22 protein-coding genes are annotated in these 26111 nt (G+C 67.6%); 17 read left to right on the plus strand and 5 right to left on the minus strand.

Features of this window, described 5'->3' with window-relative positions; all coding sequences use genetic code 11:
* Position 1 precedes the first annotated feature (1 nt).
* From DY262_RS10935 to DY262_RS11010, 15 genes are all read left to right on the plus strand, one after another.
* Positions 2–769 carry a TauD/TfdA family dioxygenase gene (locus DY262_RS10935; RefSeq protein ID WP_181936472.1) on the plus strand — a complete coding sequence of 256 codons (768 nt, stop codon included), beginning with the start codon at positions 2–4 and terminating at the stop codon, positions 767–769.
* A gap of 20 nt (positions 770–789) precedes the next feature.
* The gene (locus tag DY262_RS10940) at positions 790–1518 is read left to right on the plus strand and encodes a class I SAM-dependent methyltransferase (protein ID WP_181936473.1); all 729 of its coding nucleotides are present in this window, start codon (positions 790–792) and stop codon (positions 1516–1518) included.
* The gene (locus DY262_RS10945) at positions 1511–2782 is read left to right on the plus strand and encodes a glycosyltransferase family 4 protein (RefSeq protein ID WP_147326211.1); all 1272 of its coding nucleotides are present in this window, start codon (positions 1511–1513) and stop codon (positions 2780–2782) included. Before DY262_RS10940 ends, DY262_RS10945 begins: the two co-directional genes overlap by 8 nt.
* On the plus strand, positions 2779–4548 hold the full coding sequence (locus DY262_RS10950; RefSeq protein ID WP_181936474.1) for an ABC transporter ATP-binding protein: 1770 nt from the start codon (positions 2779–2781) through the stop codon (positions 4546–4548). Before DY262_RS10945 ends, DY262_RS10950 begins: the two co-directional genes overlap by 4 nt.
* A gap of 33 nt (positions 4549–4581) precedes the next feature.
* A complete protein-coding gene (locus tag DY262_RS10955) occupies positions 4582–5418 on the plus strand; it encodes a class I SAM-dependent methyltransferase (protein WP_116958913.1) in 837 nt (278 codons plus the stop codon).
* Positions 5419–5421: 3 nt separating this feature from the next.
* Positions 5422–6621: a glycosyltransferase gene (locus DY262_RS21610; protein WP_147326213.1), complete on the plus strand. Its 1200-nt coding sequence runs from the start codon at positions 5422–5424 to the stop codon at positions 6619–6621.
* Entirely contained in the window at positions 6608–7438 is an 831-nt protein-coding gene (locus tag DY262_RS10970; RefSeq protein ID WP_181936486.1) for a class I SAM-dependent methyltransferase, read from the plus strand. Before DY262_RS21610 ends, DY262_RS10970 begins: the two co-directional genes overlap by 14 nt.
* A 29-nt stretch (positions 7439–7467) precedes the next feature.
* Positions 7468–9420, plus strand: a complete 1953-nt coding sequence (asnB, locus tag DY262_RS10975) for an asparagine synthase (glutamine-hydrolyzing) (RefSeq protein ID WP_116958916.1) — start codon at positions 7468–7470, stop codon at positions 9418–9420.
* Complete coding sequence (locus tag DY262_RS10980; RefSeq protein ID WP_116958917.1) at positions 9417–10547, plus strand: glycosyltransferase family 4 protein; 1131 nt, start codon at positions 9417–9419, stop codon at positions 10545–10547. The genes asnB and DY262_RS10980 overlap by 4 nt, the downstream gene beginning before the upstream one ends.
* On the plus strand, positions 10544–11476 hold the full coding sequence (locus tag DY262_RS10985; RefSeq protein WP_116958918.1) for a UDP-glucose 4-epimerase family protein: 933 nt from the start codon (positions 10544–10546) through the stop codon (positions 11474–11476). Before DY262_RS10980 ends, DY262_RS10985 begins: the two co-directional genes overlap by 4 nt.
* 67 nt (positions 11477–11543) lie before the next feature.
* On the plus strand, positions 11544–12872 hold the full coding sequence (locus DY262_RS10990) for a hypothetical protein (RefSeq protein WP_147326214.1): 1329 nt from the start codon (positions 11544–11546) through the stop codon (positions 12870–12872).
* Positions 12873–12905: 33 nt separating this feature from the next.
* The gene (locus DY262_RS10995) at positions 12906–13466 is read left to right on the plus strand and encodes a sugar transferase (protein WP_116958920.1); all 561 of its coding nucleotides are present in this window, start codon (positions 12906–12908) and stop codon (positions 13464–13466) included.
* Positions 13467–13496: 30 nt separating this feature from the next.
* Positions 13497–14078 carry an acetyltransferase gene (locus DY262_RS11000; RefSeq protein ID WP_116958921.1) on the plus strand — a complete coding sequence of 194 codons (582 nt, stop codon included), beginning with the start codon at positions 13497–13499 and terminating at the stop codon, positions 14076–14078.
* Positions 14075–16060, plus strand: a complete 1986-nt coding sequence (locus DY262_RS11005) for a polysaccharide biosynthesis protein (protein WP_116958922.1) — start codon at positions 14075–14077, stop codon at positions 16058–16060. Before DY262_RS11000 ends, DY262_RS11005 begins: the two co-directional genes overlap by 4 nt.
* Before the next feature lie 42 nt (positions 16061–16102).
* Positions 16103–18298 carry a lysylphosphatidylglycerol synthase domain-containing protein gene (locus tag DY262_RS11010; protein WP_116958923.1) on the plus strand — a complete coding sequence of 732 codons (2196 nt, stop codon included), beginning with the start codon at positions 16103–16105 and terminating at the stop codon, positions 18296–18298.
* Positions 18299–18516: 218 nt separating this feature from the next.
* Here DY262_RS11010 and DY262_RS11015 read toward each other — a convergent pair whose 3' ends face one another.
* Together DY262_RS11015 and DY262_RS11020 are read right to left on the minus strand one after the other, a co-directional pair.
* Complete coding sequence (locus tag DY262_RS11015) at positions 18517–19761, minus strand: HAMP domain-containing sensor histidine kinase (protein ID WP_116958924.1); 1245 nt, start codon at positions 19759–19761, stop codon at positions 18517–18519.
* Positions 19762–19766: 5 nt separating this feature from the next.
* Positions 19767–20486, minus strand: a complete 720-nt coding sequence (locus tag DY262_RS11020) for a response regulator transcription factor (protein ID WP_116958925.1) — start codon at positions 20484–20486, stop codon at positions 19767–19769.
* Between the two features lie 137 nt (positions 20487–20623).
* Here DY262_RS11020 and DY262_RS11025 point away from each other — a divergent pair, with 137 nt between their 5' ends.
* Positions 20624–22153: an AMP-binding protein gene (locus DY262_RS11025; RefSeq protein WP_245980941.1), complete on the plus strand. Its 1530-nt coding sequence runs from the start codon at positions 20624–20626 to the stop codon at positions 22151–22153.
* On the opposite strand, the gene DY262_RS11030 is transcribed toward DY262_RS11025, so the two are convergent.
* Positions 22113–23501, minus strand: a complete 1389-nt coding sequence (locus tag DY262_RS11030) for an AmpG family muropeptide MFS transporter (protein WP_116958926.1) — start codon at positions 23499–23501, stop codon at positions 22113–22115. The two genes, DY262_RS11025 and DY262_RS11030, sit on opposite strands and share 41 nt — an antisense overlap.
* A gap of 58 nt (positions 23502–23559) precedes the next feature.
* Here DY262_RS11030 and DY262_RS11035 point away from each other — a divergent pair, with 58 nt between their 5' ends.
* Positions 23560–24417: a M48 family metallopeptidase gene (locus tag DY262_RS11035; RefSeq protein WP_116959252.1), complete on the plus strand. Its 858-nt coding sequence runs from the start codon at positions 23560–23562 to the stop codon at positions 24415–24417.
* Between the two features lie 3 nt (positions 24418–24420).
* Here the strand turns inward: DY262_RS11035 and DY262_RS11040 are convergent, their stop codons facing one another.
* Both DY262_RS11040 and DY262_RS11045 read right to left on the minus strand, forming a co-directional pair.
* Positions 24421–25062, minus strand: a complete 642-nt coding sequence (locus DY262_RS11040) for an MBL fold metallo-hydrolase (RefSeq protein ID WP_116958927.1) — start codon at positions 25060–25062, stop codon at positions 24421–24423.
* Positions 25063–25065: 3 nt separating this feature from the next.
* Positions 25066–26079 (minus strand): fumarylacetoacetate hydrolase family protein, encoded by a 1014-nt coding sequence (locus tag DY262_RS11045; protein ID WP_116958928.1) that lies wholly within the window; start codon positions 26077–26079, stop codon positions 25066–25068.
* Between the last annotated feature and the right edge of the window lie 32 nt (positions 26080–26111).

Consider the following 26111-nt stretch of genomic DNA (forward strand, 5'->3'; position numbering starts at 1 on the left):
TATGCATACCGAAATCCATCTAGATCAAGCCGAGCTGTCCGAAGTGGCAGCGGCGATTCTTGCGCTCGAGCACAGTGACAATGCCCTGGTAATTCGAACCGGCAAGCGACAGCAACTTGCACGCAGCGACTGGTCGCAACTGCTTCAGGAGCAATGCCATCTAACGCTCGATGCACGGCAGTATTCTTACGATGAAAATCTTGTGTTGGAGCCCTGGTGGGAAATTTCCAACCAGCCTGACAAGGCCAACAGTTACGCCTACAGCACGACGCCTCAGCCTTTTCATAACGACAATGCCTGGTTCGCGGACCCGGCCGAGATCAACTTCTTCGTGATGGAGAAGCAGGCCGTGTCGGGCGGCGAGCAACTCATCTACCCCGTCTCGCGCCTGATCAACGACCTTCAGGCGCTGGATGCCTCCCTGTTTGACGATCTCACGACCATCCCCGTGACCATCCGCAAAGGCGGCGATGACTTCCAGAACCTCACACCCATCATCACGCTGGAGGATGGCGGTCGCGTGTATTGGAACTATTACCGTACCGTGAAGACCGATCCCCATGTGAATGACATGTGCGAGCGCTTCTTCGCCTTTCTCAAGCAACAGGAAGGCTCGTCATCCACCTACTCCGTGCGATGCGAGACGGGCGACAGCCTGGCGTTCAACGATCAACGCCTGCTGCACGCCCGCACCGCTTTTGTCGCCCACCAACCGCGCGACCGCGTCCTTTACCAGTCCATGTGGCGCCTGCCACGCCGCAATCCCTGAACGCCCAACCTCGTCCGAACATGAGCACCGTCATCGACCCCAAGAAGTCCCTGATCCAACAGATCGAGGCAGTGGCCAACACCATTCCCGGCTGGACCCCCGTCGACCAGCTTTTCGCGCTGTATTCCTTGTCCGTCGCGTCCGCCTCCATCGGGGGCGACATCGTCGAAATCGGCAGTTGGTGCGGCCGCTCGGCGGCCATCCTGGCCCTCGCCGCGCGCGCCACGCCTGGCACGCGCGTGGTCGCGATCGATCTGTTTCCGGCGAAAGAGGATTGGTCTGAAAACGCCGACGGGAGCTACTCGTTCAAGGTGAAGCTCCCGCAAGTCGGTGAAATCGGCGGCTACCAGGAGCAGACCGTCTGGAAAGAGCCCTTCGAGCGCGACATCGCACCGATCTACGCCAAGTACAACTCCGTGTACGACGTGTTCACCGAGTCGATGCAGAAGCACGGCCTGAGCGACCTCGTCACGGCCCACCGTGGCGATGCTGCCGTGATATCGAGCCTGCCTGGCTTGAAAGCGCGGCTCGCGTTCATTGATGGCGACCACAGCTATGACGCCGTCTGCCGCGACATCGCCCAAGTGGAGCGGGCGCTGCTGCCTGGTGGCTGGATTTGTTTTGACGACGCGTTCTCGCACTACGATGGCGTCAACCGCGCGATCGAGGACAAGGTCATCGGCAGCGGCCGCTATGAGCTTTGCCAGCAGATGACCCGCAAGCTGTTCGTTGCTCGGCGCCGTGGCTGACACAGCCAGTCAGCGACAGGACCACACGCAGCGCCGACTGACCATCTGTTTCGTCGGCAATACGAACAACTATCCTTTTCTCGTGGCCTCGGCCATGCGTGGCATGGGCCATGACGTCACGGTGCTGCTGGACCGAACGGAACAGTTGCACCGCCCTCATGGGCGCTACGAAGGCTTCGATCTGGTCACGGCGCCGTGGGTCCGGGATATCAGCCAAGAGGTCACCGCCGATGGCTGGACGCTGAACCACTCGGAGGAGCTTCGCCCGCAACGGCTGAAGCAGTACGACCTGCTCGTTCTCAATGGGTTTGGCCTGGCCTTGGCGGGCGGACGAGGCACACCCTCCTTTGCCATGCTCACGGGCTCGGACTTGACGCAGCTGGCCAACTGGTCGTCGGTCGGGCTGCTATGGAAGAACCTCCACTCGCTGGGGCTGCTCCGACGCGTGCTGGCGTGCCTGCTGCATGCACGGACCGTGCGCCGCCAGCGACGCGCGATCCGTCGCTCGTTCGGTGTCAGCTATTTCGTGCGCGGCGTCGTCCCTGAAGCCGATCGCTTGCTGGACGGTCTGGGAGTCGGCTCGCGGCAGCGGACGTCCTTCATGCTGTCGGATGTCGACCACATCGTGCCCCAGCCACTCTCGGCCGTACAGCGCCCTCCGTCGACCCTGCGTGTGTTCAATGTGGCACGGCTCAATTGGCGGCAGCCGAAGCCCGCGCACATGTCTGAACTGGACATGAAAGGGACCGACGTCTTGCTGTCCGGCTTTGCTGCCTTCCTGCAACGCACGAGCGCCGACGCGCAATTGGTGCTGGTCCGCAAGGGCATCGACATCGAAGCCACCGAGCGCGAAGTTGAACGCCTGGGCATTGCAAAGAACGTCATCTGGCTCGCGGAGATGTCTCAGGCCGAGGTATTCGAACAGTACGCCATGGCCGATGTGGTGACCGAGCAGCTTTCAACCAGCTATGTGGGCATGGGAGGGTTGGACGCCATGGCCGCTGGACGGCCAGTCATCGCCAATACACGACCCGACGCCCGAGGAGAAGGCCTGCTGCGTGAAGACGCGCCGGTGTTGCACGCCGAAACCTCCGACGACGTGTGCCGCCATCTGCAACGGCTGGCGGGCGCACGCCAGCAGATAAGCAGCTTGGGCGAACAATCCCGGCGGTACGTGGAAGAGTGGCATTCGCCCGCCGCGGCAGCACGCCGCATCCTGTCCATGCATGCGGCGACATGCCGCGGTTTTGCGGAGACCCTGTGAACGTACTGCGGACCTATTGGCCGTTCATGCGGCCTTGGCGCCACCGGGTGTCGGCCGCCATCGGCCTGGGCGGCGTCGCGGCCTTGCTGGAAGGTGTGGCACTGGCGGCCCTGCTGCCCGTCCTCTCCGCCGATGCGCAACGCTCACCAGGCGCGCGCGCACCCTGGTTGCCCGATGGGCTGCCCTTGCCCGGCACCGAGGGTTTCGTGGCACTGGCGCTCACGGCATTTGTTGTTCTCGCGGCGCTGTCCGCCTGGGTTCGTTATGCCACCGACGCGCTGACCTTGCACATCAAGACAGACATCGAAAAGAAGGCCCGCCGCGACATGACGGATGCGCTGTTGAACATGTCGTGGACTCAGTTCATGCACCTCAACCAAGGAGACATCGCCAAAGCGCTCGTGGTCGAGGGTCTGCAGATTGGCGCCGGTGTGCAGCAAGTGATTGGTGGGCTGGCCGCGGGCCTGGCGGCGCTGTGCTACTTCGCCGTTGCCATGTTCGTCTCACTGCCGGTCGCCAGCATGGCCGCAGCCTTTGCGGCCATTTCCTTCGGAATCCACCGCATCGCCTCCAGCCGCACCCGCGAGTCGGCCAGCAGCCTGTCGCGCTTGTCGAGCGAGATTGGAGATGCTTCGGCGGCCATCTTCGGCAACCTCAAGTACTTTCGATCCACCGGATTCGAAGACGTGGCGCGCGCGCGCGCTCGCGACGTCTTCGATCGCTTCGCCCAGGCCTACTACGACGCCAACATTCAACCCCCCCGATCGCGCGCGATGATCGAGGGCTTGGGGGCTGCCTTCATCGCCCTCTTTCTGGCCGCGCAGTTGTTCGCCTTCAGGGGCAGCGCTATCGAAGCACTGGTCGCGCTGGCCATCTTCTATCGCATGGCGCCACGGTTGATGACGCTGCAGGGCAGCCTCCTGCAGGCCTTGAGCGTGGTGTCCTGGCTGCAGACCTACGAGTCTCGGCTGACGCTCGCTCTGGCCCATGCGGATCCGCCCCTGGCCCAAGGCCAGGAGGTGAGCCTGAACCGGGGGCTGCAGCTCCAGGGCGTCACGTTCGCCTACCCTGGCGCGCCACCGGCCGTGCGCGACATCGACATCGACATCCCCCGCGGGGCCCATATCGCGCTGATCGGTGCATCGGGCAGTGGAAAGTCCACGCTGGTGGACCTGATCACAGGCTTGCTCTCCCCATCCCGGGGGCGGGTGGTGATCGATGGTGTTGACCTGTCCCTCTGCGACCGTCCCTCGTGGCGCCGGCGCATCGGCATCGTCATGCAGGATGCGATGCTGCTCAATGACACCGTCGCCCGCAATGTGGCATTCGGTGAGGACGTGGTGGATGAAGCGCGCGTGGTGGACTGCCTCAAGCTCGCCAACGCCTGGGAATTTGTCGAGGGCTTCGCCCAAGGCATCCACGAACCAATCGCCGAACGGGGCGCCCGCCTGTCCGGTGGCCAGCGGCAGCGCCTGGCCATCGCCCGGGCGCTGTACCATCAGCCGTCGCTGCTGATTCTCGATGAAGCTACCAGCGCGCTGGATTCCGGTTCGGAGCGCGAATTCCAATCGGCCATTGAGTCCCTTGATGGCAAGCTGACCATTCTGTCCATCGCACACCGTCTGCATACGGTGCGCCAGGCAAAGTGCATCCATGTGTTGCGGGACGGGCAGATCGTCGAATCGGGCAACTGGGACCTGCTGCTCGCCCAACAGGGCGAATTCCATCGGCTCCTTGGCCTGCAACAACACGCCTCCACGACCTGAAGGTCAACCCGCGATCCGCCTCTGACTCAAACCATGCCAGACACGCAACACGCCGCCGAAGTCGATGCCGGCAACCGCTTCCGTTTTGGAGAGAACTGGGCACGGTTCCTTAGAACGCTGAATGAAGCCCGCATCGCCGTTGCAGAACAATCCCTCAAGTCGATGCTGGGCCGCGACACGCTCGCCGGACTGCGCTTCATTGACGTCGGCAGCGGCAGCGGCCTCTTCTCGCTGGCTGCGCGGCGGCTTGGCGCTCAAGTGCACTCATTTGACTTCGACCCACAATCGGTGCAATGCGCAATGGAGTTGCGCTCACGCTATTTCCCGGATGATGCGCAGTGGACGATCCAGGAAGGATCTGTGCTGGATGCGGACTTCATCGATGGATTGGGCCAGCACGACATCGTGTACTCATGGGGCGTGCTGCACCACACAGGCGAAATGTGGAAGGCGTTGGAACTGGTCACTCGACTGGTCCGAAACGGTGGTCAGCTGTTCATTGCCATTTACAACGACCAGGGGCACATCTCGCGCCGCTGGACCAGCATCAAGAAGCTTTATTGCTCCGGGCCACTGGGACGACTGCTGGTGAAAGCGGTCTGCATTCCCTATTTTGTGCTTCCGCCCCTTTTGCTCGATCTGGTCAAGCTGCGCGATCCCACGCGCATTTACCGTGAGTACTATCGTGAGCGCGGCATGTCCCGCGTACATGACTGGTACGACTGGCTGGGTGGCTATCCGTTCGAGGTGGCCAAGCCTGAGGAAATTTTCGACTTCTACACAGCCAGAGGGTTTCGCATGGAGCGCATGACGACCTGCGGCGGTGGCCTTGGCTGCAACCAGTTCGTCTTTCGTCGGTCTCTCGACTGAACAATGAAGATCATCTATGTCATTGGCTCGCTGGAAGTCGGTGGGGCCGAGCAGCACTTGGTGCGCGTGGCTCGCGCGATCAGGGCACGAGGATACGAGCCAGAGGTGTTTGTCCTGAGTCCAGGTGGTCCCCTCACGTCGGCGTTGATTGAGGGTGGCGTTCCGTTGCATGGCATGCGCGTGCCAGACTGGCTGCGCCGGGTGCTGCGGCATGAACGGGCCGTCGCATGGACAGGTTTGGCGCTGTCTGCCACCGCGTTGTGGTGGCTGTATTGGAGGCGCAGGGCCGATGCAACGCATTTTTTCCTGCCCTCGGCGTATATCGTGGGTGGAATAACGGCCTTGCTGGCCCCTCGCATGCTGCGCGTCATGAGCCGCCGCAGCCTCAATCACTACCAAGCATCGCACCGCTTGTTCACCAGGATCGAATACCGCCTGCACCCCCACATGGACCTGGTATGCGGCAATTCGCGGGCGGTGGTGCGGCAGTTGCGCGAAGAAGGCGTGCCCTCCTCGCGCCTACGCCTGATCTACAACGGTATCGACACGCAGCAGTATCGGCCCCAGCGCAGCCGCGGCGAGGTCCGACGGGAGCTGGGCATCGCAGACACGGCGCTGGTGTTCGTGACGGTGGCCAACCTCATTCCTTACAAGGGCCATGCCGACCTGATTCGCGCCCTGGCGAGCATCGCCGATCGGCTCCCACAGCCATGGGTGTGTCTGTGCGTGGGTCGCGACGATGGCATCGGCCCTGCGCTGCAGGCACAAGCCGACGAGGCAGAAATCGGCAGCAAGCTGCGCTTCCTGGGCGCCAGGCACGACGTACCCGATTTGCTGGACGCGGCCGACATCGGATTGCTGTGCTCGCACCAGGAGGGATTTTCGAATGCGGTCATCGAGGGCATGGCCTGCGGACTTCCCATGGTCGTCACCGACGTCGGCGGCAACGCGGAAGCCGTGATTCATGGCCATTCCGGTCTTGTGGTGCCGGCGCAGGACCCAGCTTCGCTGGCCCGCGCCCTGTTGGACCTGGCTTTGGATGCCGCGGCCCGCTCCCGCATGGGAGCGGCCGGCCGGGACCGTGTTCAGGAGCTTTTTTCAATGGACGCCTGCATCGACCATTACAGCAGGCTATACAGCGGCACTCTCGAGCCGGGAAGTGCCGAACCGAAGAACCCAGGAGAAACCAGTGAGTCACGCTGAAGAAATACAACGAGGCGACCGCTTCGAGTTCGGCGCCAATTGGGCGCGATTCCTCACGGTCTTGGACGACGAGCGCATCGCGCAAGCCAGGGCGTCTTTGAAAGCCATGCTGGGCGTGGAAACCCTGGAAGGCAAGTCTTTCCTGGATGTGGGATCGGGCAGCGGCCTGTTCTCGCTGGCGGCCCGTTCACTGGGCGCGCGGGTGCGATCCTTCGACTACGACCCCAATTCGGTTGCCTGCACGCGTGAGCTGCGCCGCCGCTATTTCAAGGACGATCCCGACTGGACCGTTGAGGAAGGGTCCGTTCTGGACCCGGCCTTCTTGTCCACCCAAGGCACGCATGACATTGTCTACAGCTGGGGCGTTCTGCATCACACGGGGCAGATGAACCAGGCGCTGGACAACGTGGCCCCGTTGGTGGCCCCGGGCGGGCAGCTGTTCATCGCCATCTACAACGACCAGGGGGGCACTTCGCGCCGCTGGACCGCGGTGAAGAAGCTCTACTGTTCCGGGTTGCCCGGTCGGGTGGTCGTGCGCCTGGTGTTCTACCCCTACTTCGCGGCCGGGCGCCTGCTCGCGGATATCCTGAAGCGGCGAAATCCGTTCACGAGCTATGCCGCCTACAAGAGCGCCCGCGGCATGTCCGTTGTGCACGACTGGGAAGATTGGCTGGGGGGCTACCCATTCGAGGTGGCCAAGCCAGAAGAGATCTTCGAACGCTTCCGCCGCCATGGCTTCACGCTCGAGAAGATGAAAACCTGCGCGGGCGGGCTGGGTTGCAACGAGTTCATCTTTTCGCGCAACCCCAAGCATTGAGCATGGGCCAACCAAGGGAATGAACGGACATGTGTGGAATCGCGGGTGAACTGAGAGCGGGTGGTCCCGGACCGGACGATCGCCACCTCCATGCCATGGGCCAGGCCATCGCCCACCGCGGCCCCGATGATGCGGACATCTGGCGCGACACGGACCAGGGCGTTGGTCTCGTTCACCGCCGCCTGTCCATCGTCGACCTCTCCCCCGCGGGCCGCCAGCCCATGTTGTCGGCCTCCGGCCGCTACGTGATCGTCTACAACGGCGAGATCTACAACCACCTGGATCTGCGGCGGCAGATCGAAAGCCAGGCCCGGGCGCCCGCCTGGCGGGGCCACTCCGACACCGAAACCCTCCTCGCCGCCATTGAGGCCTGGGGCGTGGAAGACGCGCTCAAACGCTGCATCGGCATGTTTGCCCTTGCGCTGTGGGACCGTGAACGCCACACCCTGACGCTGGCTCGCGACAGGCTCGGCGAAAAGCCCTTGTACTTTGGCTGGCAGGGCCAAGGCAGCGATGCCGTCTTCCTTTTCGGCTCCGAACTGAAGGCCCTGCGCGCCCATCCCGCGTTCCGCGCGCCCATCGACCGCGATGCGCTCGCGCTGTTCCTGCGCCACAACTACATCCCGGGTCCGCACTCCATTCATCAGGGCATCCAGAAACTGCCACCGGGCTGCCTGGCGACGGTGTCGCTGAGCCAGCGCGAACCCCGCATCACGGCCTATTGGTCCGCCATCCAGGCCGCGCTCGATGGCGCCACCCGCCAGCGCCTGGAGCTGTCGCCCGAGGAGGCGGTTGACGAGCTGGAGACCTTGCTCAAGTCCGCCGTGGCCCAGCAGATGGTGGCCGATGTCCCGCTGGGCGCCTTCCTGTCGGGCGGCATCGATTCGTCCACCATCGTGGCGCTCATGCAGGCGCAGTCGAGCCGCCCCGTCAAGACCTTCACCATCGGGTTCCATGAAGCGGGCTACAACGAGGCGGAACACGCCAAGGCGGTGGCGGCGCATCTGGGCACGGACCACACCGAGCTGTACGTGACCCCGCAGGAAGCCATGGCGGTGATTCCTCGCCTGCCCACGATGTACGACGAGCCTTTCGCCGATTCGTCGCAGATCCCGACCTTCCTGGTGTCGCAGCTCGCGCGCCGCCATGTGACGGTGTCGCTGTCGGGTGATGCGGGCGATGAACTGTTCAGTGGCTACACACGCTACACCGCCACCGCAGGCATGTGGAGCAAGCTCTCGCGTTTGCCGCTGCCTCTGCGGCGCACCGCCGCACGCTCCATCACCGCGCTGTCGCCGGATACCTGGAGCGCCATGGCAGGTTGGCTGCCGTCGCGGCGCCTGGGCCACCGTTTTGGCGACAAGCTGCACAAGGGTGCTGGCGTATTGGGCAGCGCCACGATCGATGGCCTGTACCACGGCCTGGTCTCGCACTGGCCCGACCCGGCGCGCTTGGTCCTGGGGGGGCAGGAGCCACCCACGCTGCTCACGGGCCTGCGACCCGATCTGCGGGGGCTGGATCCCGTGGAGCGAATGATGGCCCTCGACCTGGTCACCTACCTGCCCGATGACATTCTTGCCAAGGTGGACCGCGCCTCCATGGCCGTGAGCCTGGAGTCGCGCGTGCCCATGCTCGATCACCGCGTGGTGGAATTCGCCTGGCGGCTGCCCCAATCGCTCAAGCAGCGCAATGGCGTGGGCAAGTGGGCGTTGCGTCAGGTGCTGTACCGGCATGTGCCTCAGACGCTCATTGACCGCCCCAAGATGGGCTTCGGCGTGCCCATCGACATCTGGTTGCGGGGCCCGCTGCGCGACTGGGCCGAATCCCTGCTGGACGATGCCCGCCTGCGCCGTGAGGGTTACCTGAATCCTGCCCCGATCCGAGAAAAGTGGAACGAGCACCTCAATGGAAGCCGCAACTGGGCGTACCACCTGTGGGACGTGCTGATGTTCCAGTCCTGGCTCGAGACACAGAAGCCGTGACGCGCCCTCGGCTGCTGTTCGTCGTCAACGTCGACTGGTTTTTCCTGTCGCATCGCCTGCCCGTGGCGCTGGCGGCGCGCGACGCGGGCTTTGAGGTCCACGTGGCGACAGGGCTTAGTGGGCCTGCCGAAACGATCGAGTCGCACGGGTTCGTCCTGCACCCTCTGCACATAGATCGACGCGACACCGGCCTGCGAAACGCCTGGGTGCTCTGGCTCGACTTGGTCAGGATCTTTCGCCGGGTGCAACCGGATGTCGTGCACCTGGTGACCATCAAACCGGTGCTGTTGGGCGGTCTCGCCGCGCGGGTGACGCGTGTGCCGCGGGTCATCGCCGCGATCTCCGGCCTGGGCTTCATCTTCACGGCGCGCGGGCCGCTGGCCAAGATTCGCAGCGCCCTGGTGTCCAGGCTGTACCGGCTGGCGCTGGCGCGCCCGGGCGTGCGCGTGATCTTCCAGAACGGGGACGATCAGGCGCTGCTGCAGCGCCACGCGGGCATCCGCGACGAGCAGGTGGTTCGCATCCGTGGATCGGGCGTGGACGTGGCGGCCTGGCCGGTGCAGGCGCTGCCCGCGGGCGCACCCGTCGTGTTGATGGCGGCCCGACTGCTGGTCGACAAGGGCGTGCACGAGTTCGTTGAGGCCGCTCGGCTGTTGCGTGGACACCGGGGCGCTCGCTTCGTGTTGGCGGGCGATCTCGACCCCGGCAACCCCACAAGCCTTGCCCGGCAAGATCTGACGCAATGGGTCGACAACGGCTTGATCGAGTGGTGGGGCCACCGCGAGGACATGCCAGACGTGCTGGCTTCGGCCCATGTGGTGGTGCTGCCCTCGTATCGCGAGGGCCTGCCCAAGGTGCTCATCGAAGCCGCGGCCTCCGGCAGGGCTGTCGTCACCACCGACGTGCCCGGCTGTCGCGACGCGATCGACGCTGGCACCACAGGGCTGCTGGTGCCAGCACGCGATGGCCCTGCATTGGCACAGGCCATCCGCAGCCTGTTGGACGATCCGGCACGCTGTGCTTCGATGGGCCAAGCCGGGCGGCGTCTCGCCGAAGCAGCCTTCGACGTTTCCCGCGTGGTCGACAGCCATTTGGCGCTCTACCGCGAGGCGGTGGGATCGACATGAAGCTCCTCGTCACAGGCGTGAACGGCTGGATCGGCGCCGCTCTGGCGCACCACTTCCGCGGCCAGGGCCACGATGTGCGAGGAACCACCCGCCAGGGTGGCGGGCCCGGCATCCTGGCGTCGGGCGACATCGATGAACGCACCGATTGGCAAGAAGCCCTTCGCGATCGCGAGGTGGTGGTCCACACCGCCGCGCGCGTCCACGTGATGCACGAGCGCTCGTCAGACCCTCTGCGTGCCTTTCGACAAGTCAACACCGAAGGCACGCTCAGGCTGGCCCGCCAGTCCGCCGCCGCCGGCGTGCGGCGATTGGTATTTCTGAGCAGCGTCAAAGTCAACGGCGAGTACACCGCCCCGGGTCGGCCGTTTCGCCATGACGACGAACCCGCGCCGCTCGACCCTTATGGACGGTCGAAGCAGGAAGCAGAAGAGGGCCTGCGCCACATCGAAGCAGAGACAGGCCTCCAGGTGGTGGTCATCCGGCCCCCGCTGGTCTATGGCCCAGGCGTGAAGGCCAACTTCGCCGCCCTGGGACGATGGGTTGGACGCGGCCTGCCGCTGCCGTTCGGACGCCTCGCCGACAACCGGCGCAGCCTGGTGTCCTTGCGCAATCTGGTGAGTTTGGTAAGCACCTGTATCGACCACCCGAAGGCCGCTGGCGAGACGTTCCTGGTCAGCGACCACCACGACTTGTCCACGCGCGAGTTGGTCGAGTTGCTGGCCGCGGCCCTGCACCGTTCCCCCTGGTTGATCGATGTCCCGCCGTGGTGGCTGCAAGCCGTTGGGCGCGCCACCGGCCGCCAAGCCGCCATCGACCGACTGACAGGCAGTTTGCAAGTCGACATCGAACATACGCTCACAACCCTCGGGTGGTCCCCGGCACAGACTGTGCCGCAAGCACTGTCTGAGTGGGCCGGCCCGTTGACGTGATCGTTGAGGGCGTTCCGGCCCTGTGTCCGGAATGCCCATAGACCCGATCCCCCTCATCCTCTGGGCCATGGCCGCGGCGACCTTAATGGTTCCGCTGCTGCGCATCGCTCCCGCCAATCAGCGCACGACCGTGTTCGCATGGACGCTGGTGGGCGCCGTGGCATACACCGCCAAACACCTGCTGATCATTGCACTGCCGCAGTGGACCGATGCTCCATCGGACGCCAGCGGCTACGTCGCTCATGCAGAAGCCCTATTCCTGCACTGGAGCGCGGTACCGGTCGATCCCGACGCGTATCGCCTGGCGGGCTATTCGCAAGACTGGGCCGCCGCCCATGGCCGCTTCTGGGCACCGCATGCGCAGATTCCCTACACCAGCGTGCTGGGCACCTCCGAGTGGCTCTACTCCGCCCTGCTCGCCCTGCACCTGCCGATCGGCCCGGCATGGCCGGCATGGGCCGCCGGCACCAACCTGTTGTTGGCCGCCATGCTGCCAGCCACCAGCTGGCTGCTCGCCATCGAACTCGGCGCTGACCGGATGGGTGCCGCAGCGGCCGCCGCACTGATGGCGATCGACCCCACAACCAGCGTCAATGCCTCCTGGCTACTGAAAGACGTCTTCACCGCGGCCGTTGCCGCGCTGGCCTTGCTGGCGGCCTGCCACCTCCTCAGGCGCGTCAGCCTGCAGGCCATGTGGATCTTGACCCTGACCCTCGCCGTGCTGGTGGCCACGCGCTTCGTGGGATTCCTCGCCATCGCATGCGCCCTGGCGGGCCTGTTCCTCATCGGCGTTGTCCAGCACGACAAACCGCGTTGGGCGCCGCTGGTCGCGGTCGGACTGTCGCTGGTGGCGGCGACCGGGATCGCCGCCTATCCATTGGCGCCCGACCCCGCGCAGGTCATTGACACCCTGCTCGGCCGATTCGATGCGGCAAATACCACCATGATGGCTGGCGCGGGCGAGCGGGCCTTCGACCCCAGCGTGGGCGAATGGTGGAGTCGCCTGAAAGACAACCCCTTGCTCGCCATGCTGCAGGCGGTGGCCCGCACGCTGTTCGCCCCCTACCCGTGGTCCATCCTTCAAAGCCCCCTGACGTGGGACAGCCACCTCGAGCTCTATCTCCCCGGCAGCCTTGTGTGGCTCCTGTGCTTGCCGCTCATCGGCATCGGCCTGGTTCACGCGGCACAGCGCCGGAGCTTGCGCGATCTGCTCTGCCTGGGCACCGTTTTCGCCCTGGCGATCGCCTACATCCTCATGATGGGCGAATGGAGCACTCGGCAACGCGCTTTCATGAATCCGCTGTTTTTCGCCTTTTTCGGTCTCGGACTGATGCAAGTGAAGCGCTGGCTATCGGTTCGTCGGCCCGACAGCAAGGCCAAGGTCGCGTACGGCTAGCCAACTAGAATCGCAGGCCCCACACGACCTGCGATGAAGCGCCTTTTCGACCTCGCTCTAGCGATCCCCGCGGCACTGCTGCTGCTGCTGCCTATCTCGACCATCGCGCTGGCCGTGCGCCTCACCTCCCCCGGCCCCGCGCTCTACTGGAGCGACCGCGTGGGCCGGCGCAACCGCCTCTTCCGCATGCCCAAGTTCCGCAGCATGCGCACCGACACCCCCGCGGTGGCCACCCATCTGCTCGACGACCCGGCGCGCTGGCTCACGCCCATCGGTCCTTTCCTGCGCAAGACCAGCCTGGACGAGCTGCCGCAACTCTGGAGCATCCTCAAGGGCGACATGAGCTTCGTCGGTCCGCGGCCGGCGCTGTTCAACCAGGACGACCTGATTGCCCTGCGCACTGAGGCCGGCGTGCACGAACTCGTTCCCGGGCTCACCGGGTGGGCGCAAATCAATGGCCGCGACGAGCTGCCCATTCCACAGAAGGTCGCCCTGGATATCGAGTATCTTCGGCGCCGGAGCTTGGCTTTCGATCTGCGCATCCTCTGGCTCACGGCCGTGAAGGTGCTGCGGCGCGAGGGCGTGCAGCACTGACCTATTGGACATCCAGGGAGACAAGGTCGAATGAGCCAGCCGACGCCGCTCGTCATCGTTGGAGCCGGCGGCCACGGCCGCAGCGTGCTCGAGCTCGTGCGCCTGGACGGCCGCTACGAGGTCCAGGCCTTCCTCGATGACCAGCAGCCCGCCGGCACAGACGTGATGGGCGTGCCGGTCTGGGGACCGACGACCCTGCTCGATCAATTGCCCGTCCGCGGCGTTCCCTGGGTGCATGTGGCCATCGGCCACAACCGCACCCGCCAGACCCTTTGCGCGCGCGCACGCGCGGCCGGGATTGAACTGGCCACGCTGGTGCACCCCCGCGCCTTCGCCTCGCCCAGTGCCGTGCTGGGCGCCGGAACGGCACTCATGGCCTGCGCCGTGCTCGGCACCCAGGCCCGGCTGGGCGAAGGTGCCATCGTGAACGTCGGCGCCGTGGTCGACCACCACGCGCAGGTCGCGAATTTCGGCCACCTCGGCGCCAATGCCACCATGGCCGGCGGCAGCACCATCGGCGAGCGCGCCTGGCTGCAAGCCGGCGCCGCCCTCGGCTACGGCGTGCACCTGCCCGACGACGCCATCGTCGCCCCAGGCGAGGGGCGCTCATGAGCGAGCTTCAGAGCCGATCGCGCGAGCAGGCCGACGAGGGCCTGGCCGGCGCCTTGCTGCACATGCCGCGGCCGCTGAAGCGGGCGTTCGCCGTGGCCGTCGACGTGGCCCTGTGCGTGCTCGCCGTCTGGGTCGCCCTGTACCTGCGGCTGGAGGTCTGGCTGCGCCTGGAGATGCCATACCTCTGGGCCGTGATCGGCTCGGTGCCACTGGCCATCCCCCTCTTCGCCAGGTTCGGCCTGTACCGCGCCATCTTCCGCTACGCCGGCTGGAACGCCATGCTCAGCCTGGGCCAGGCCATGGCGCTCTATGGCCTGTTCTATGCCACGGTCTTCACCGCCATCGGCGTGCCGGGCGTGCCGCGCTCGGTGGGCGTGATCCAACCCCTGCTGCTGTTCATCTTCATCGGCCTCAGCCGCCTGTTCGTGCGCGTCTGGCTGGGCGGCCTGTACCGCAAGGTGCTGATGCGCAAGGGGCTGCCCGGCGTGCTGATCTACGGCGCCGGCACCGCCGGCCGCCAGCTGGCCGCCGCGCTGGCGCGCAGTCCCGAACACCGCCTGCTCGGCTTCATCGACGACGACCCGGCCCTGCAGGGCAACAGCCTGGACGGGCGCAATGTCTATCCGCCGGACAAGCTGCGCGAACTGGTGACCGCCATCGGCGCCACCGACGTGCTGCTGGCCCTGCCCTCGGCCTCGCAGAAGCGCCGGCGCGAGATCCTCGAATCGCTGCGCCCCCTGCCCCTGCACGTGCGCACCCTGCCCGGCATGTCCGACCTCGCCTCGGGCCGCGTCAACCTCAGCGACCTGCGCGAGCTCGACATCGAGGACCTGCTGGGTCGCGAACCCGTGACGCCCGACCCCGCCCTGCTGGACAAGCTGATCCGCGATCAGGTGGTCGCCGTCACGGGCGCAGGCGGCAGCATCGGCAGCGAGCTGTGCCGCCAGATCGCCTCGCTGCGGCCTCGCACCCTGCTGCTCATCGAGCAGAGCGAATACGCCCTGTACGCCATCCACCAGGAGCTCATGCAGCGGGTGGACACCGACGCCATGGAGGTTGTTCCGCTGCTGGCTTCCGTCCAGGACGAGGACCGCATGGGCCAGATCCTCAAGGCCTGGCAGCCGCACACGCTCTACCACGCCGCCGCCTACAAGCACGTGCCCCTGGTGGAGCACAACGCGGTGCAGGGCCTTCGCAACAACGTCTGGGGCACCTGGGTCACGGCCCAGGCCGCGCTGGAGGCCGGCGTGCGCCACATGGTGCTCATCAGCACCGACAAGGCGGTGCGCCCCACCAACATCATGGGCGCCAGCAAGCGCCTGGCCGAGCTGGTGCTGCAGGCCTTGGCCGAGCGGTACGCCGCCCGCACCGTGTTCAGCATGGTGCGCTTCGGCAATGTGCTGGGCTCCAGCGGCTCGGTGGTGCCGCTGTTTCGCGGGCAGATCGCCGCCGGCGGGCCCGTCACGGTCACGCACCCCGACATCACGCGCTTCTTCATGACCATCCCCGAGGCGGCGCAGCTCGTCATCCAGGCCGGCGCCATGGCCGAGGGCGGCGACGTCTTCGTGCTCGACATGGGCGAGCCGGTGCGCATCGTCGACCTCGCCCACCGCATGGTCGAACTCTCCGGCCTGCAAGTGAAGAACGAGCAGCAGCCCTGGGGCCAGATCGAAATCCAGATCACCGGCCTGCGGCCCGGCGAAAAGCTCTACGAGGAGCTGCTGATCGGCGACAACCCGCTGCCCACGCGACACCCGCGCATCCTGCGCGCCCAGGAAGCGCTGCTCCCCCCCGACACGCTGCTGGGTCTGCTGGAGGCCCTGGACACCGCCATGCGGTCCAACGACGTCAACGCCATTCGCGCGTTGCTGCAGCAGGCGGTGCAGGGCTACCAGCCGGCGGGCGAGGTGGTGGATTGGCTGCACACCGACCCCGGCGAGTTGCCGGCAAAAGCGGTCCCTGCGTCGCTGACCCGCGTTTAGATCACATCGCACGCCGCCCTGGCCTGCTCTAAGAAGGCATTGATGCTCTCGAGTACCGTGCGCCGAAGCGCCACCGCTGTTGCGGGCTTGTCCCTGTTTGGGGTCGCCCTGTTTCTGGCGTCGCCTCAGGGTCTGCTGGCCCAGCTCCACCAACTGTCCCTGACCACGGCGTTCTGGGTCACGCTGTTGGCCATCAGCAATCTGGCGGTGGTGGCATTCCGGTTCTGGCGAGTTCTGCGGCATTGCAATATCCCCTTGTCGTGGGAAACCGCCTGGCGGGCCTGCCTGTCGGGCAATCTGGCCAGCCTGGCGTTCATTCCCCTGCTGGCCCAGGTGGCGGGCCGGCAAGCGATCCTCCACCGCATGGGTGTCAGCCCAGTCACCACGGCCAGCGTATCGGCGCTCGAACGCGTGCTCCTGGCGGGCACGTCGGCCATGGCGGCCTGTGCGGGGGCGGGGTACCTGATGGGCCAGGAAGCCCTTCAGCGCTTCGTTGCTCAACTGGCCTTGCCGCAACTCAGCCTGGTCGTGGGCGTTGCCGCCCTCGTCGTGTTCGGCTTCACCCGTTCGGCGTTCGAAAGCCGCCTGATCCGACGCTCACTGTCTCGGCGCGTGTTCAGCGCGAGCCTCGAGACACTGGGCATCACGGTGATTGGCCATGCGCTGATCGTGGCGGCCTTTGTCGTTGCGTTCTCCGCCGTGGGCGTCGACCTGTCGCCCATGCAGTTGCTGGCGGCTGCGGCCATCGTGAGTTTTGCGGCCAGCCTTCCACTGAGCGTGGGTGGTTGGGGCGTCCGCGAACTCGCCTCGGTCATGGTCCTTGGAGGGCTCGGGGTGGACGCGGCAACCGCGATGGCCGGCTCGGTCGCCGTGGGCCTGTGCTCAACCCTCGCGATCCTGCTGACGTCCACGGGCTTGCTCAAAAGGCCCCTTCGCTCTTCGCCATCCATCACCGCCAAACCCCTGCGCATGGACCGCCACGATCTGGAAAACACCGCCTCCTGGCTGTTGGGCATGACAACGGTCGCCTTGGTCTTCTTCCAGGTTCACCTCGATTTGGGCGGGCACGTGGTCAACGTCAACGTCGGCGACCCGTTTGCCATGCTCGCCCTCTCTGCCGTCGGTCTTTGGCTCGTCTCGCAGCGAACTTTGCCTTCCTGGACCCTCGCGGGATTCAACACATGGCTCCTGTGCTTTTCGGCCGCTCTGCTGCTGGCCTTCGCCGTCGGCGCAGCCCGCATGGGCATCACGCCCTGGGCGCTGGGCAACAAGCTGACGGGGTGGCTGGTGCTGCTGGGCTACCTGAGCGCCGGCTACCTCTTGGCTCGTGACCATGGCCGCGTCGGCGTGCTGAGGATGATCGAGGTCGCGCTGGTGGTGATCTGTACCATCGTCTGGGCCAAGGTGATCATTCGCGCCACCCCCTGGTTTCCCGGGCAACTCGCCGCAGAGCCCATCAATTTCGAGGGCTTCTCAGGCAACCGCAACGCGTTGGCGTTCCAGTTGTGCGCGGTGCTTGCGGTGACCTTGGGCCATCTGCGCATCCTCTCGCGTCGATTGATCGAACGCCCCTGGCTACACGCGGCCCTGCTGGGCGGCCTGTCCACGGTGCTGCTGGGCATCGTGCTCACCGGCTCCCGAACCGGCATGGGGGTGGCAGCCGCCTTGTTGCTGGCGGCCTTTTTCTCGCAACCCACCATGCGCAAGATCATTCTGACAAGCGTCCTCGGCGCCTGCATCGCTTGGCTGGTGGTGACGCAACTCGCCTCCGCCATTCACTGGGTGTTCTCAAGCCTGGGCGCTGGCGAGGCAGCCGGTAGCGTCGGTAGCGTCGGCAGCGGTTTTTCCGAGGACACCAGCGACGGCCTGAGATGGCGAGCCAACCACGCCGCGCTCGAGATGTGGTGGCAGTCACCGTGGTTGGGGGCTGGCTTGGGCAGCTTCATCCATGGCAGTGAAGCCCGCTTCGGCGAAACATTGACGATTCACAGCACCCCACTGTGGATACTGGCCGAGTTCGGTCTGGTGGGTGTGGCTGTCATGGCCTTCGCGGTGTTCATCGTGTGCCGTCACCTCTGGCGGCACCGCCCGCTGGACGCTCGAAACCTCTCCGCGGCGCTGCTGCTCATCGGTTTCGCGCTGTTCAGTCAGCTGCACGAGATGCTGTATCAGCGAACTTTGTGGCTATTTCTCGGTGCGCTTTTGGCCGCACAAATCCATCGGCGCCCATCAGAATAAAAAAAAGCCACCTTTCGGTGGCTTTGCCAAGTCCTCGAGAGGACGTCGTTGGGAGACCTGATCGATGCGGTGTCTCGGGCCTGGTCGATATGCGCCACGCACATACCTGGGCTCTGAACGGGTGTCGTGACAGCAACTGCTGCATTCTCACGGGTCTCCCACGCCGATGACATCCCCAATTTGGGGGACGCGGGCGCCCCCCGGAACCGAACCGCCGTTCAGGCCGGCAGCGTGACCACGAACCGTGCCCCGCCGCCCGGCCGGTCCTCGCAGCGCACCGCGCCGCCGTGGCGTTCGACGATCGTTCGCACCAGCGCAAGGCCCAGGCCGACACCGCCTTCGCGCTCGCTGGCGCCCGGCAGGCGGTAAAAGGGCTCGAAGATGCGCTCGCGCAGCTCGGGCGGCACGCCCGGGCCATGGTCGTCCACCGTCAGCACCGCCACGCGCGATCGGCCGCTTTCGCGCACGCTCAGGCCCAGCCGCACCTCGGCATCGGCCTTGCCGGCACCGCGGCCGTAGCGGCGCGCGTTCTCCAGCAGGTTGCGCAGCACGCGGCGCAGCAGCTTGGCGTGGCCGTGCACCACCACCCCGCCCGCGGCGGGCGCGGCCTCGAGTTCGGCCCCGGCGCGCGCGCACTCCTCGGCGGCCAGGCCCAGCAGGTCCACCCCTTCCTCCGGGCCCAGCGCGGCCGGGTCGGAGGAATCGCTCAGGTCGAGCCGGCTCGCCAGCAGGATCTCATCGATGAGCTGGTCCAGCTCGTCGATGCTGCGCGCGATCTCGGCGCGCTGGGCCTGCTGGCTGGGATCGCTGCCGATCAGCGCCAGCCCCATGCGGATGCGCGCCAGCGGCGAGCGCAGCTCGTGCGAGGCATTGGCCAGCAGGCGCTTGTGCGACTGCAGCAGCGTTTGCACGCGCTCGGCCGCCACGTTGAAGCGCTTGGCCAGAAAGGCCACCTCGTCCTGCCCATTCACCGACAGGCGCGTGGACAGGTCGCCCGCCCCCCAGCGCTCCACGCCCTTCTGCAGGGTCTCCAGGCGCTTGGTGAGGCGGCGCACGATGGGATAGGCCCCCAGCGCCACAGCCAAGGCCACCAGGCCCAGCAGCCAGGCAAAACCGGCGGGCGTGAGCAGCCAGGCCGGCGCCCGGCTGCCCGGGTTGGAGGGCGCGCCGCGGTTGGAGAACGGCAGCATCACGTACAGCTTCTCACCGTCCCGCATGATCACCTCGAAGCGCCAGCCCTCGCCGGGGATGCGCTCGGCCCGCGCGGGCGCATCGCCCAGCACGTCGCCCGCGGTGTTCTCCACGATGATGGTGCGCATCACGCGCGCTTCACGCTCCTCGCGGTCACGCTCCAGGGCCTGCTGCCACAGCCAGCCCACCACCAGCGTGAGCACGGTCACGGCGGCCACCACCGCCAGCCAGATACGCAGGTACAGGCGTTGACCGAACAGCGACAGGCTCACCGGGCTCAGTCTTGCTGCTTGGCGAACACGTAGCCCACGCCGCGCACCGTGAGGATGCGCTTGGGGTTCTTGCTGTCCGCTTCGATCGCGCCGCGGATGCGCCCGATGTGCACGTCGATCGAGCGGTCGAAGGCCTCCAGCTCGCGGCCGCGCACGGCTTCCATGATTTGGTCACGCGTGAGCACGCGTCCCGCACGCTCGGCCATGGCCACGAGCAGATCGAACTGGTAGGACGTGAGCTCTGCCGGCTGGTCGGCCACGGTGACGGTGCGCGCGTCGCGGTCGATCTCCAGCGAACCGAAGCGCATGACCGGCGTGGCACGGCTGCCGCCGTTGCCCCCGCTCTCGGCGCGGCGGCGCAGCACGGCGCGCACGCGCGCCAGCAGCTCGCGCGGCTCGAAGGGCTTGGGCAGGTAGTCGTCGGCCCCCAGCTCCAGGCCAATGACACGGTCCATCGGGTCGCCCTTGGCCGTGAGCATGAGCACCGGCACGCGCGCCTGCGCGGTGCTTAGCGAGCGGATGCGCCGGCACACCTCCAGGCCGTCGATGCCGGGCAGCATCAGATCGAGGATGACCAACTCGGGTTGCACCAGCGGCAATTGCTCCAGGCCACTTTCGCCGTCGGCGGCGTGGGCCACCGCGAAGCCCGATTGCCCCAGGTACTCCTGCACCATCTGGGCCAGCCGGGCGTCGTCCTCGATCATCAGCAGGTGGGCGGTCGTCATGCGGTTCAGTGTAGCGGTGGCTGCCGGAGCGGCCGATGCTGCACCCGCGGGATGAACCGGCCTTGCGCTGCACGTAAAGTTGGGTAAATCATGGTGCTCTCCATGTCCGCCACCCGGTGACCATCCCCGCCCCCGCCATGCCCCTGTCCATGCCGACGACCGCCGCCGACACCCTGGACGCGCTGCTCGCGCAACGCGCCCAGATCCATCCCCGCCACCCCGCTCTGCGCTGGGACGGCGGCGATCCGCAGTGGCAGTCTCTCGACTACGCCACGCTGGCGCAGCGCGCCCGGGCGCTGGCGCAGGCCCTGCCCGTAGAGCGCGGCCTGCGCGTGGCCTGGCTGGGCTTCAACCACCCCGCACAGATCGCCCTGCTGTTCGCGCTGGCCCGGCGCGGCGCCCTGCTGGTGCCGCTGAACCACCGACTGGCGCCCGCCGAATGGGCCGCCGTGCTGAACGACAGCGCCCCGGTGTTGCTGGTGCACGACGAGGCCTTTGCCGAACCGGCCCGCGCGCTGGCCGCCGCGCACGGCCTCGCGGCGATGCCCGTGGAAGCCCTGGATGGCGGCGACGAGCCGCCCACCGAGCCCCCGGACGGCCACGCGGCCCACGAGGGCGGCCCGGACGACCCGGTGCTGCTGGTCTACACCTCGGGCACCACCGGCCAGCCCAAGGGGGCGGTCCACACCCAGGCCAACCTGCTCGCCAACATGGCCATCGCCGCGCAAGTGCAGGAGATCACCGAGCGGGACACGGTCCTCACCGCGCTGCCGCTGTTCCACGTGGGCGGCCTGTGCATCCAGACGCTGCCCGCGCTCTCACGCGGCGCCACCGTGTTGCTGCACCGCCGCTTCGACCCCGGCGCCGTGTTCGACGCCCTGGCCGCCTCGCACCCCACGCTGACGCTGCAGGTGCCCGCCACGCTGCAGGCCCTGGTGCAGCACCCGCGCTGGGCCCGGGCCGATCTGTCCTGCCTGCGCGCCCTGTGGGCGGGCTCCAGCCTGCTGCCGGCCGACCTGCTGCGGGCCTGCCACGCGCGCGGCCTGCCGGTGTGCAACGTCTATGGCAGCACCGAGACCGGCCCGTTCTCCATCGCCCTCGGCCCGGCCGAGGCCATGGACCACGTGGGCTCCTGCGGCTGGCCCGCGCCGGGCGTGGAGATCCGGCTCGTCGGTACCGATGGCGAGCCCGTGGCGAGCGGCCGTGTGGGCGAAATCTGCGTGCGCGGCCCCAACGTGGTGGGGCTGTACTGGCCCGACATCGCGGCGCTGGACGCCGAGGGCTTCTTTCACAGCGGCGATCTGGCGCGCCAGGACCCCGACGGCAGCTACGTGGTGGTGGGCCGCGCCAAGGACATGATCATCTCGGGCGGCGAGAACATCTACCCGGCCGAGATCGAGCAGCTGCTCGCCGAGCACCCCTGGGTGGCCGAGTGCGCCGTGGTCGGCCGCCCCGACGAACGCTGGGGCGAGGCCTGCGTGGCCGTGGTGGTGCTGCGCGAGACCGCTCCCGAGGACTGGCAGAGCGGCGTGTCCGCCGCGCTGGAGGGCCGCCTGGCGCGCTACAAGTGGCCGCGGCACTGGCACCGCGTCGACGCCCTGCCGCGCACCGCGCTGGGCAAGGTCGTCAAGCCGGCGATCCGGGCCTGGCTGGTGAGTCAGCGCTAGGGGCCGCGGCCGTGGACGGCACCGGCAGCCAGCGCGTGGCCAGCCAGATCAGCAGCAGCACCGGCAGGCCGAGCAGCGCCGTGCCGATGAAGAACGGCGTGTAGCCGAAGTGGTCGACGAAGGCGCCCGAGTACCCCGCCACCCACTTCGGCGCCAGCAGCATCATGGAGCTGAACAGCGCGTACTGCGTGGCCGAGTAGCTCACGTTCGTGAGGCCTGAGAGAAAGGCGATGAAGGCCGCCGAGGCCACGCCGGCGCTCAGGTTGTCGGCCGAGATGACCAGGATCAGCGCCGTCAGGCTCGCCGCCTGGCCGGAGAGCCAGGCGAACAGCAGGTTGCTGGCGGCCGACAGCACCGCGCCCAGCATGAGCACGCGCATCACGCCCAGGCGCATGGACAGCGCGCCGCCGATGAAGGCGCCCAGCAGGGTCATGATGACGCCATAGACCTTGCTCACCGCGGCCACCTGGTCCTTGGTGTAGCCCATGTCGACGTAGAAGGGGTTGGCCATGATGCCCATCACCACGTCGCTGATGCGGTAGACGCCGATCAGCGCCAGCACCAGCACCGCGTGCTTGCCGTAGCGGCGCAGGAAGTCGGCGAAGGGCTCGATCAGGGCGGTGCGCAGCCACTCGCGGAAGTCGCGCGCGGGCGGCAGCTCCACGCGCACCGGCTCGCGCGAGAACAGCACGGTGAGCACGCCCACGGCCATGCTGGCGGCCATCGCCAGGTAGGCCGTGGACCAGGCACCCTGCTGGTAGCCACCGCCCGTGGTCTCGGCGCGCGCGGCCAGCCACAGCACCCCGGCGCCGGCCCAGATCATGGCCAGGCGGTAGCCGGTCTGGTAGGTGGCGGCCAGCGCGCCCTGTCGCTGGGTGTCGGCCGATTCGATGCGAAAGGCGTCCAGCGCGATGTCCTGCGTGGCCGAGGCGAAGGCCACCGCCAGGGCGCACCAGACCACGGCATCCAGCCCGGCGCGCGGGTCGGCCAGCGCCATGCCCACCAGCCCCGCCACGATGGCCAGTTGCGAGAGCAGCAGCCAGCTGCGGCGCCGCCCCAACGCGCGCGTCAGCAGCGGGATCGGCAGCCGGTCCACCAGCGGCGCCCAGCACCACTTGAAGCCATAGGCCAGGCCCACCCAGCTCAGGTAACCAATGGTGGTGCGGTCGATGCCGGCCTCGCGCAGGCGAAAGCTCAGCGTGCCCAGCACCAGCAGCAGCGGCAGGCCGGCCGAGAAGCCGAGCGCGAACATGCGCAGGCTGGCGGGTTCGAGGTAGACGCGCAGCGTCTGGGCCCACGACAGGCGTTGATCTGCGGCGGGCGTGGGCGGGTTGGCGTCGGTCGGCATGCGATGGATGGTGAAGGGCCGTCACGCAGGCGCGCGCGGCTTTGCCTATTATTCGCCCATGTGCTTCCTCTGCGACCTCAAGACCCGTGACTGCGCCCCGCCCCGCACCGAACCGGTGTGGTCGGCGCGCCGCGCCTTCGTGCTCGCCGCCGGCGCGGCCGCCGCCGCGCCGGCGCTCGCGCAGGTCGACGTGGGACAGGGCTCGGCCCTGCGCAACCTGGTGCCGGCCGAGGAATTGGAAAACGCCGCCACCCAGCAGTACGGCCAGATGATGGCCGAGGCCAAGGCCAAGGGCGCGCTGGTGGCTGGTGGCGACCCGCAGGTCCTGCGCCTGCGCAACATGGCGCAGCGCCTCATTCCGCATTCGCCGCAGTGGAACAAGCGCGCCACGCGCTGGCAGTGGGAGGTCAACCTCATCCGCAGCGAGCAGATCAACGCCTTCTGCATGCCCGGCGGCAAGATCGCCTTCTACACCGGCATCCTCGACAAGCTCAAGCTCAGCGACGACGAGGCCGCGATGATCATGGGCCACGAGATGGCGCACGCCCTGCGCGAACACGCGCGCTCGCGCGTGGCCAAGACCAACGCCACCGGCATCGGTCTGTCCATCGCCGCGCAGCTGTTGGGCCTGGGCCAGCTCGGCGACGTGGCGGCCAACCTGGGCACGCAGCTGCTGAGCCTGAAGTACAGCCGCGACGACGAAACCGAGGCCGACCTGGTGGGCCTGGAGCTCGCGGCGCGCTCGGCCTACCAGCCGCGCGCGGCCGTCACGCTGTGGCAGAAGATGGCCGCGGCCGGCGGCGGCGCGGCGCCGGGCTTCCTGTCCACCCACCCGACGGGGCCGGAGCGCATCCGCCAGCTCGAGGCCAACGTGCCCAAGGTGCAGGGGCTGTACGAACGGGCCCGCAAGGGCTGAGGCTCAGCCCCGATCGCCCACGAAGGGGTTGGAGCGCCGCTCCTGCCCGAAGCGGCCCTCGGGCCCGTGCCCGGGGATGAACACCGTCTCGTCCCCCATGGGCCAAAGCCGCTCGCGGATGCTGGCCAGCAGTTGCGCGTGGTTGCCGCCGGGGAAGTCCGTGCGGCCGATGCTGCCCACGAACAGCACGTCGCCCACGAAGGCGCGCTGCGCGTCCTTCGAATGGAACACCACATGCCCCGGCGTATGGCCCGGACAGTGGCGCACCGCGAGTTCGCAGCGGCCGATGCGCACCGTGTCGCCATCGACCAGCCAGCGCGTGGGCGTGAAGGTCTCGGCCGGCGGGAAGCCGAACATGGCGCCCTGTTGCGGCAGGGCGTCGATCCAGAAGCGGTCGCCTTCGTGCGGGCCGATGATGGGCAGCGACAGGCGCCGCGCCAGCTCGGCCGTGGCGCCCGCGTGGTCGATGTGCGCGTGCGTGAGCCAGATGGCCTTGAGCGCGACGCCCAGGCGCCGCGCCTCCTCCAGCAGGGTGTCCAGGTCGCCGCCCGGGTCGATGACCGCGGCCTCCATCGCCTCGTCGCACCAGACGATGGAGCAGTTCTGGGCGAAAGCGGTGACGGGAATGGTGCGGTAGCGCAGCATCGCTCAGCGCCTCCCTCGGACCTCGACGCGCTGGTCGATGGCGCCGAACAGGGCGTCGGACGGGTCCGCGCCGACCGCCTCGATGCCGACGCGGTCCCCGTGGCGCAGGTAGCGCGGCAGATCGGCCTCGGGCGCGCCACCCAGCTGCGCCCGCACACGGGCCTCGGTGATGCAGGCGCTGCCCGAGCGCGGGTCGGCGTTGCTGATCGTGCCGGCGCCGACGATGCTGCCCGCGCCCAGGCCACGCGTGCGCGCCAGGTGCTCGATGATCTGCGGGAAGTTGAAGACCGTGTCCTCGTTGGCCGAGGGTTCGCCGAACCAGCCGCCGTTGATGCGGATGCGCACCCGCAGGTCGGGCATGCCGTCCTTCCAGGCGGCGCCCAGGGCCGCGGGGGTCAGCGCGATGGGGGCGAAGCTCGTGGCCGGCTTGCTCTGGTAGAAGCCGAAGCCCTTGGCCAGTTCGCTGGGGATGAGGCCACGCAGCGACACGTCGTTGAGCAGCACGACCAGGGCGATGCAATCGCCCGCCTGGGCCGCCGAGGTGCCCATGGGCACGTCCGTCGTCACCACGGCGATCTCCGCCTCCAGGTCGATCTGGTGCGCCTCGTCGACCGCGACGATGGGGTCCTCGGGGCCGATCATCACGTCCGAGCCGCCCTGGTACACCAGGGGCTCTTCCTCGTAGCGCGGCGGAATGGGCTCCTGGCGCCACTGGTAGATCAGGCGGGCGTGGTTGCGGTAGACCGAGGCGTCGGCCCACTGAAACGCGCGGGGCAGCGGGGCCATGCAGGCGGACGCCTCGAACGGCGCCGCCGAGGCCCAGCCGCTGGCGTCCAGCCCGCGCCGCTGCTCGTCCAGCGCCGGGGTCAGGGCCGCCCAGTCGTCGAGCAGGGCCTGCAGGGTGCGGGCGGGGCCCGCGGCCGGCGCCCAGCGCCGGGCGTCGGGGCTGACCAGCATGAGTTCGCCGTCGCGGGCGCCGTTCTTTCGCGTGGCCAGGCGCAGGGGGAAGTCGGTCATGGGTGGGGCGTGTTTCGTCGGGGCATGCGCGC

This window comes from Hydrogenophaga borbori, from assembly GCF_003417535.1.
Lineage (GTDB): Bacteria > Pseudomonadota > Gammaproteobacteria > Burkholderiales > Burkholderiaceae_C > Hydrogenophaga > Hydrogenophaga borbori.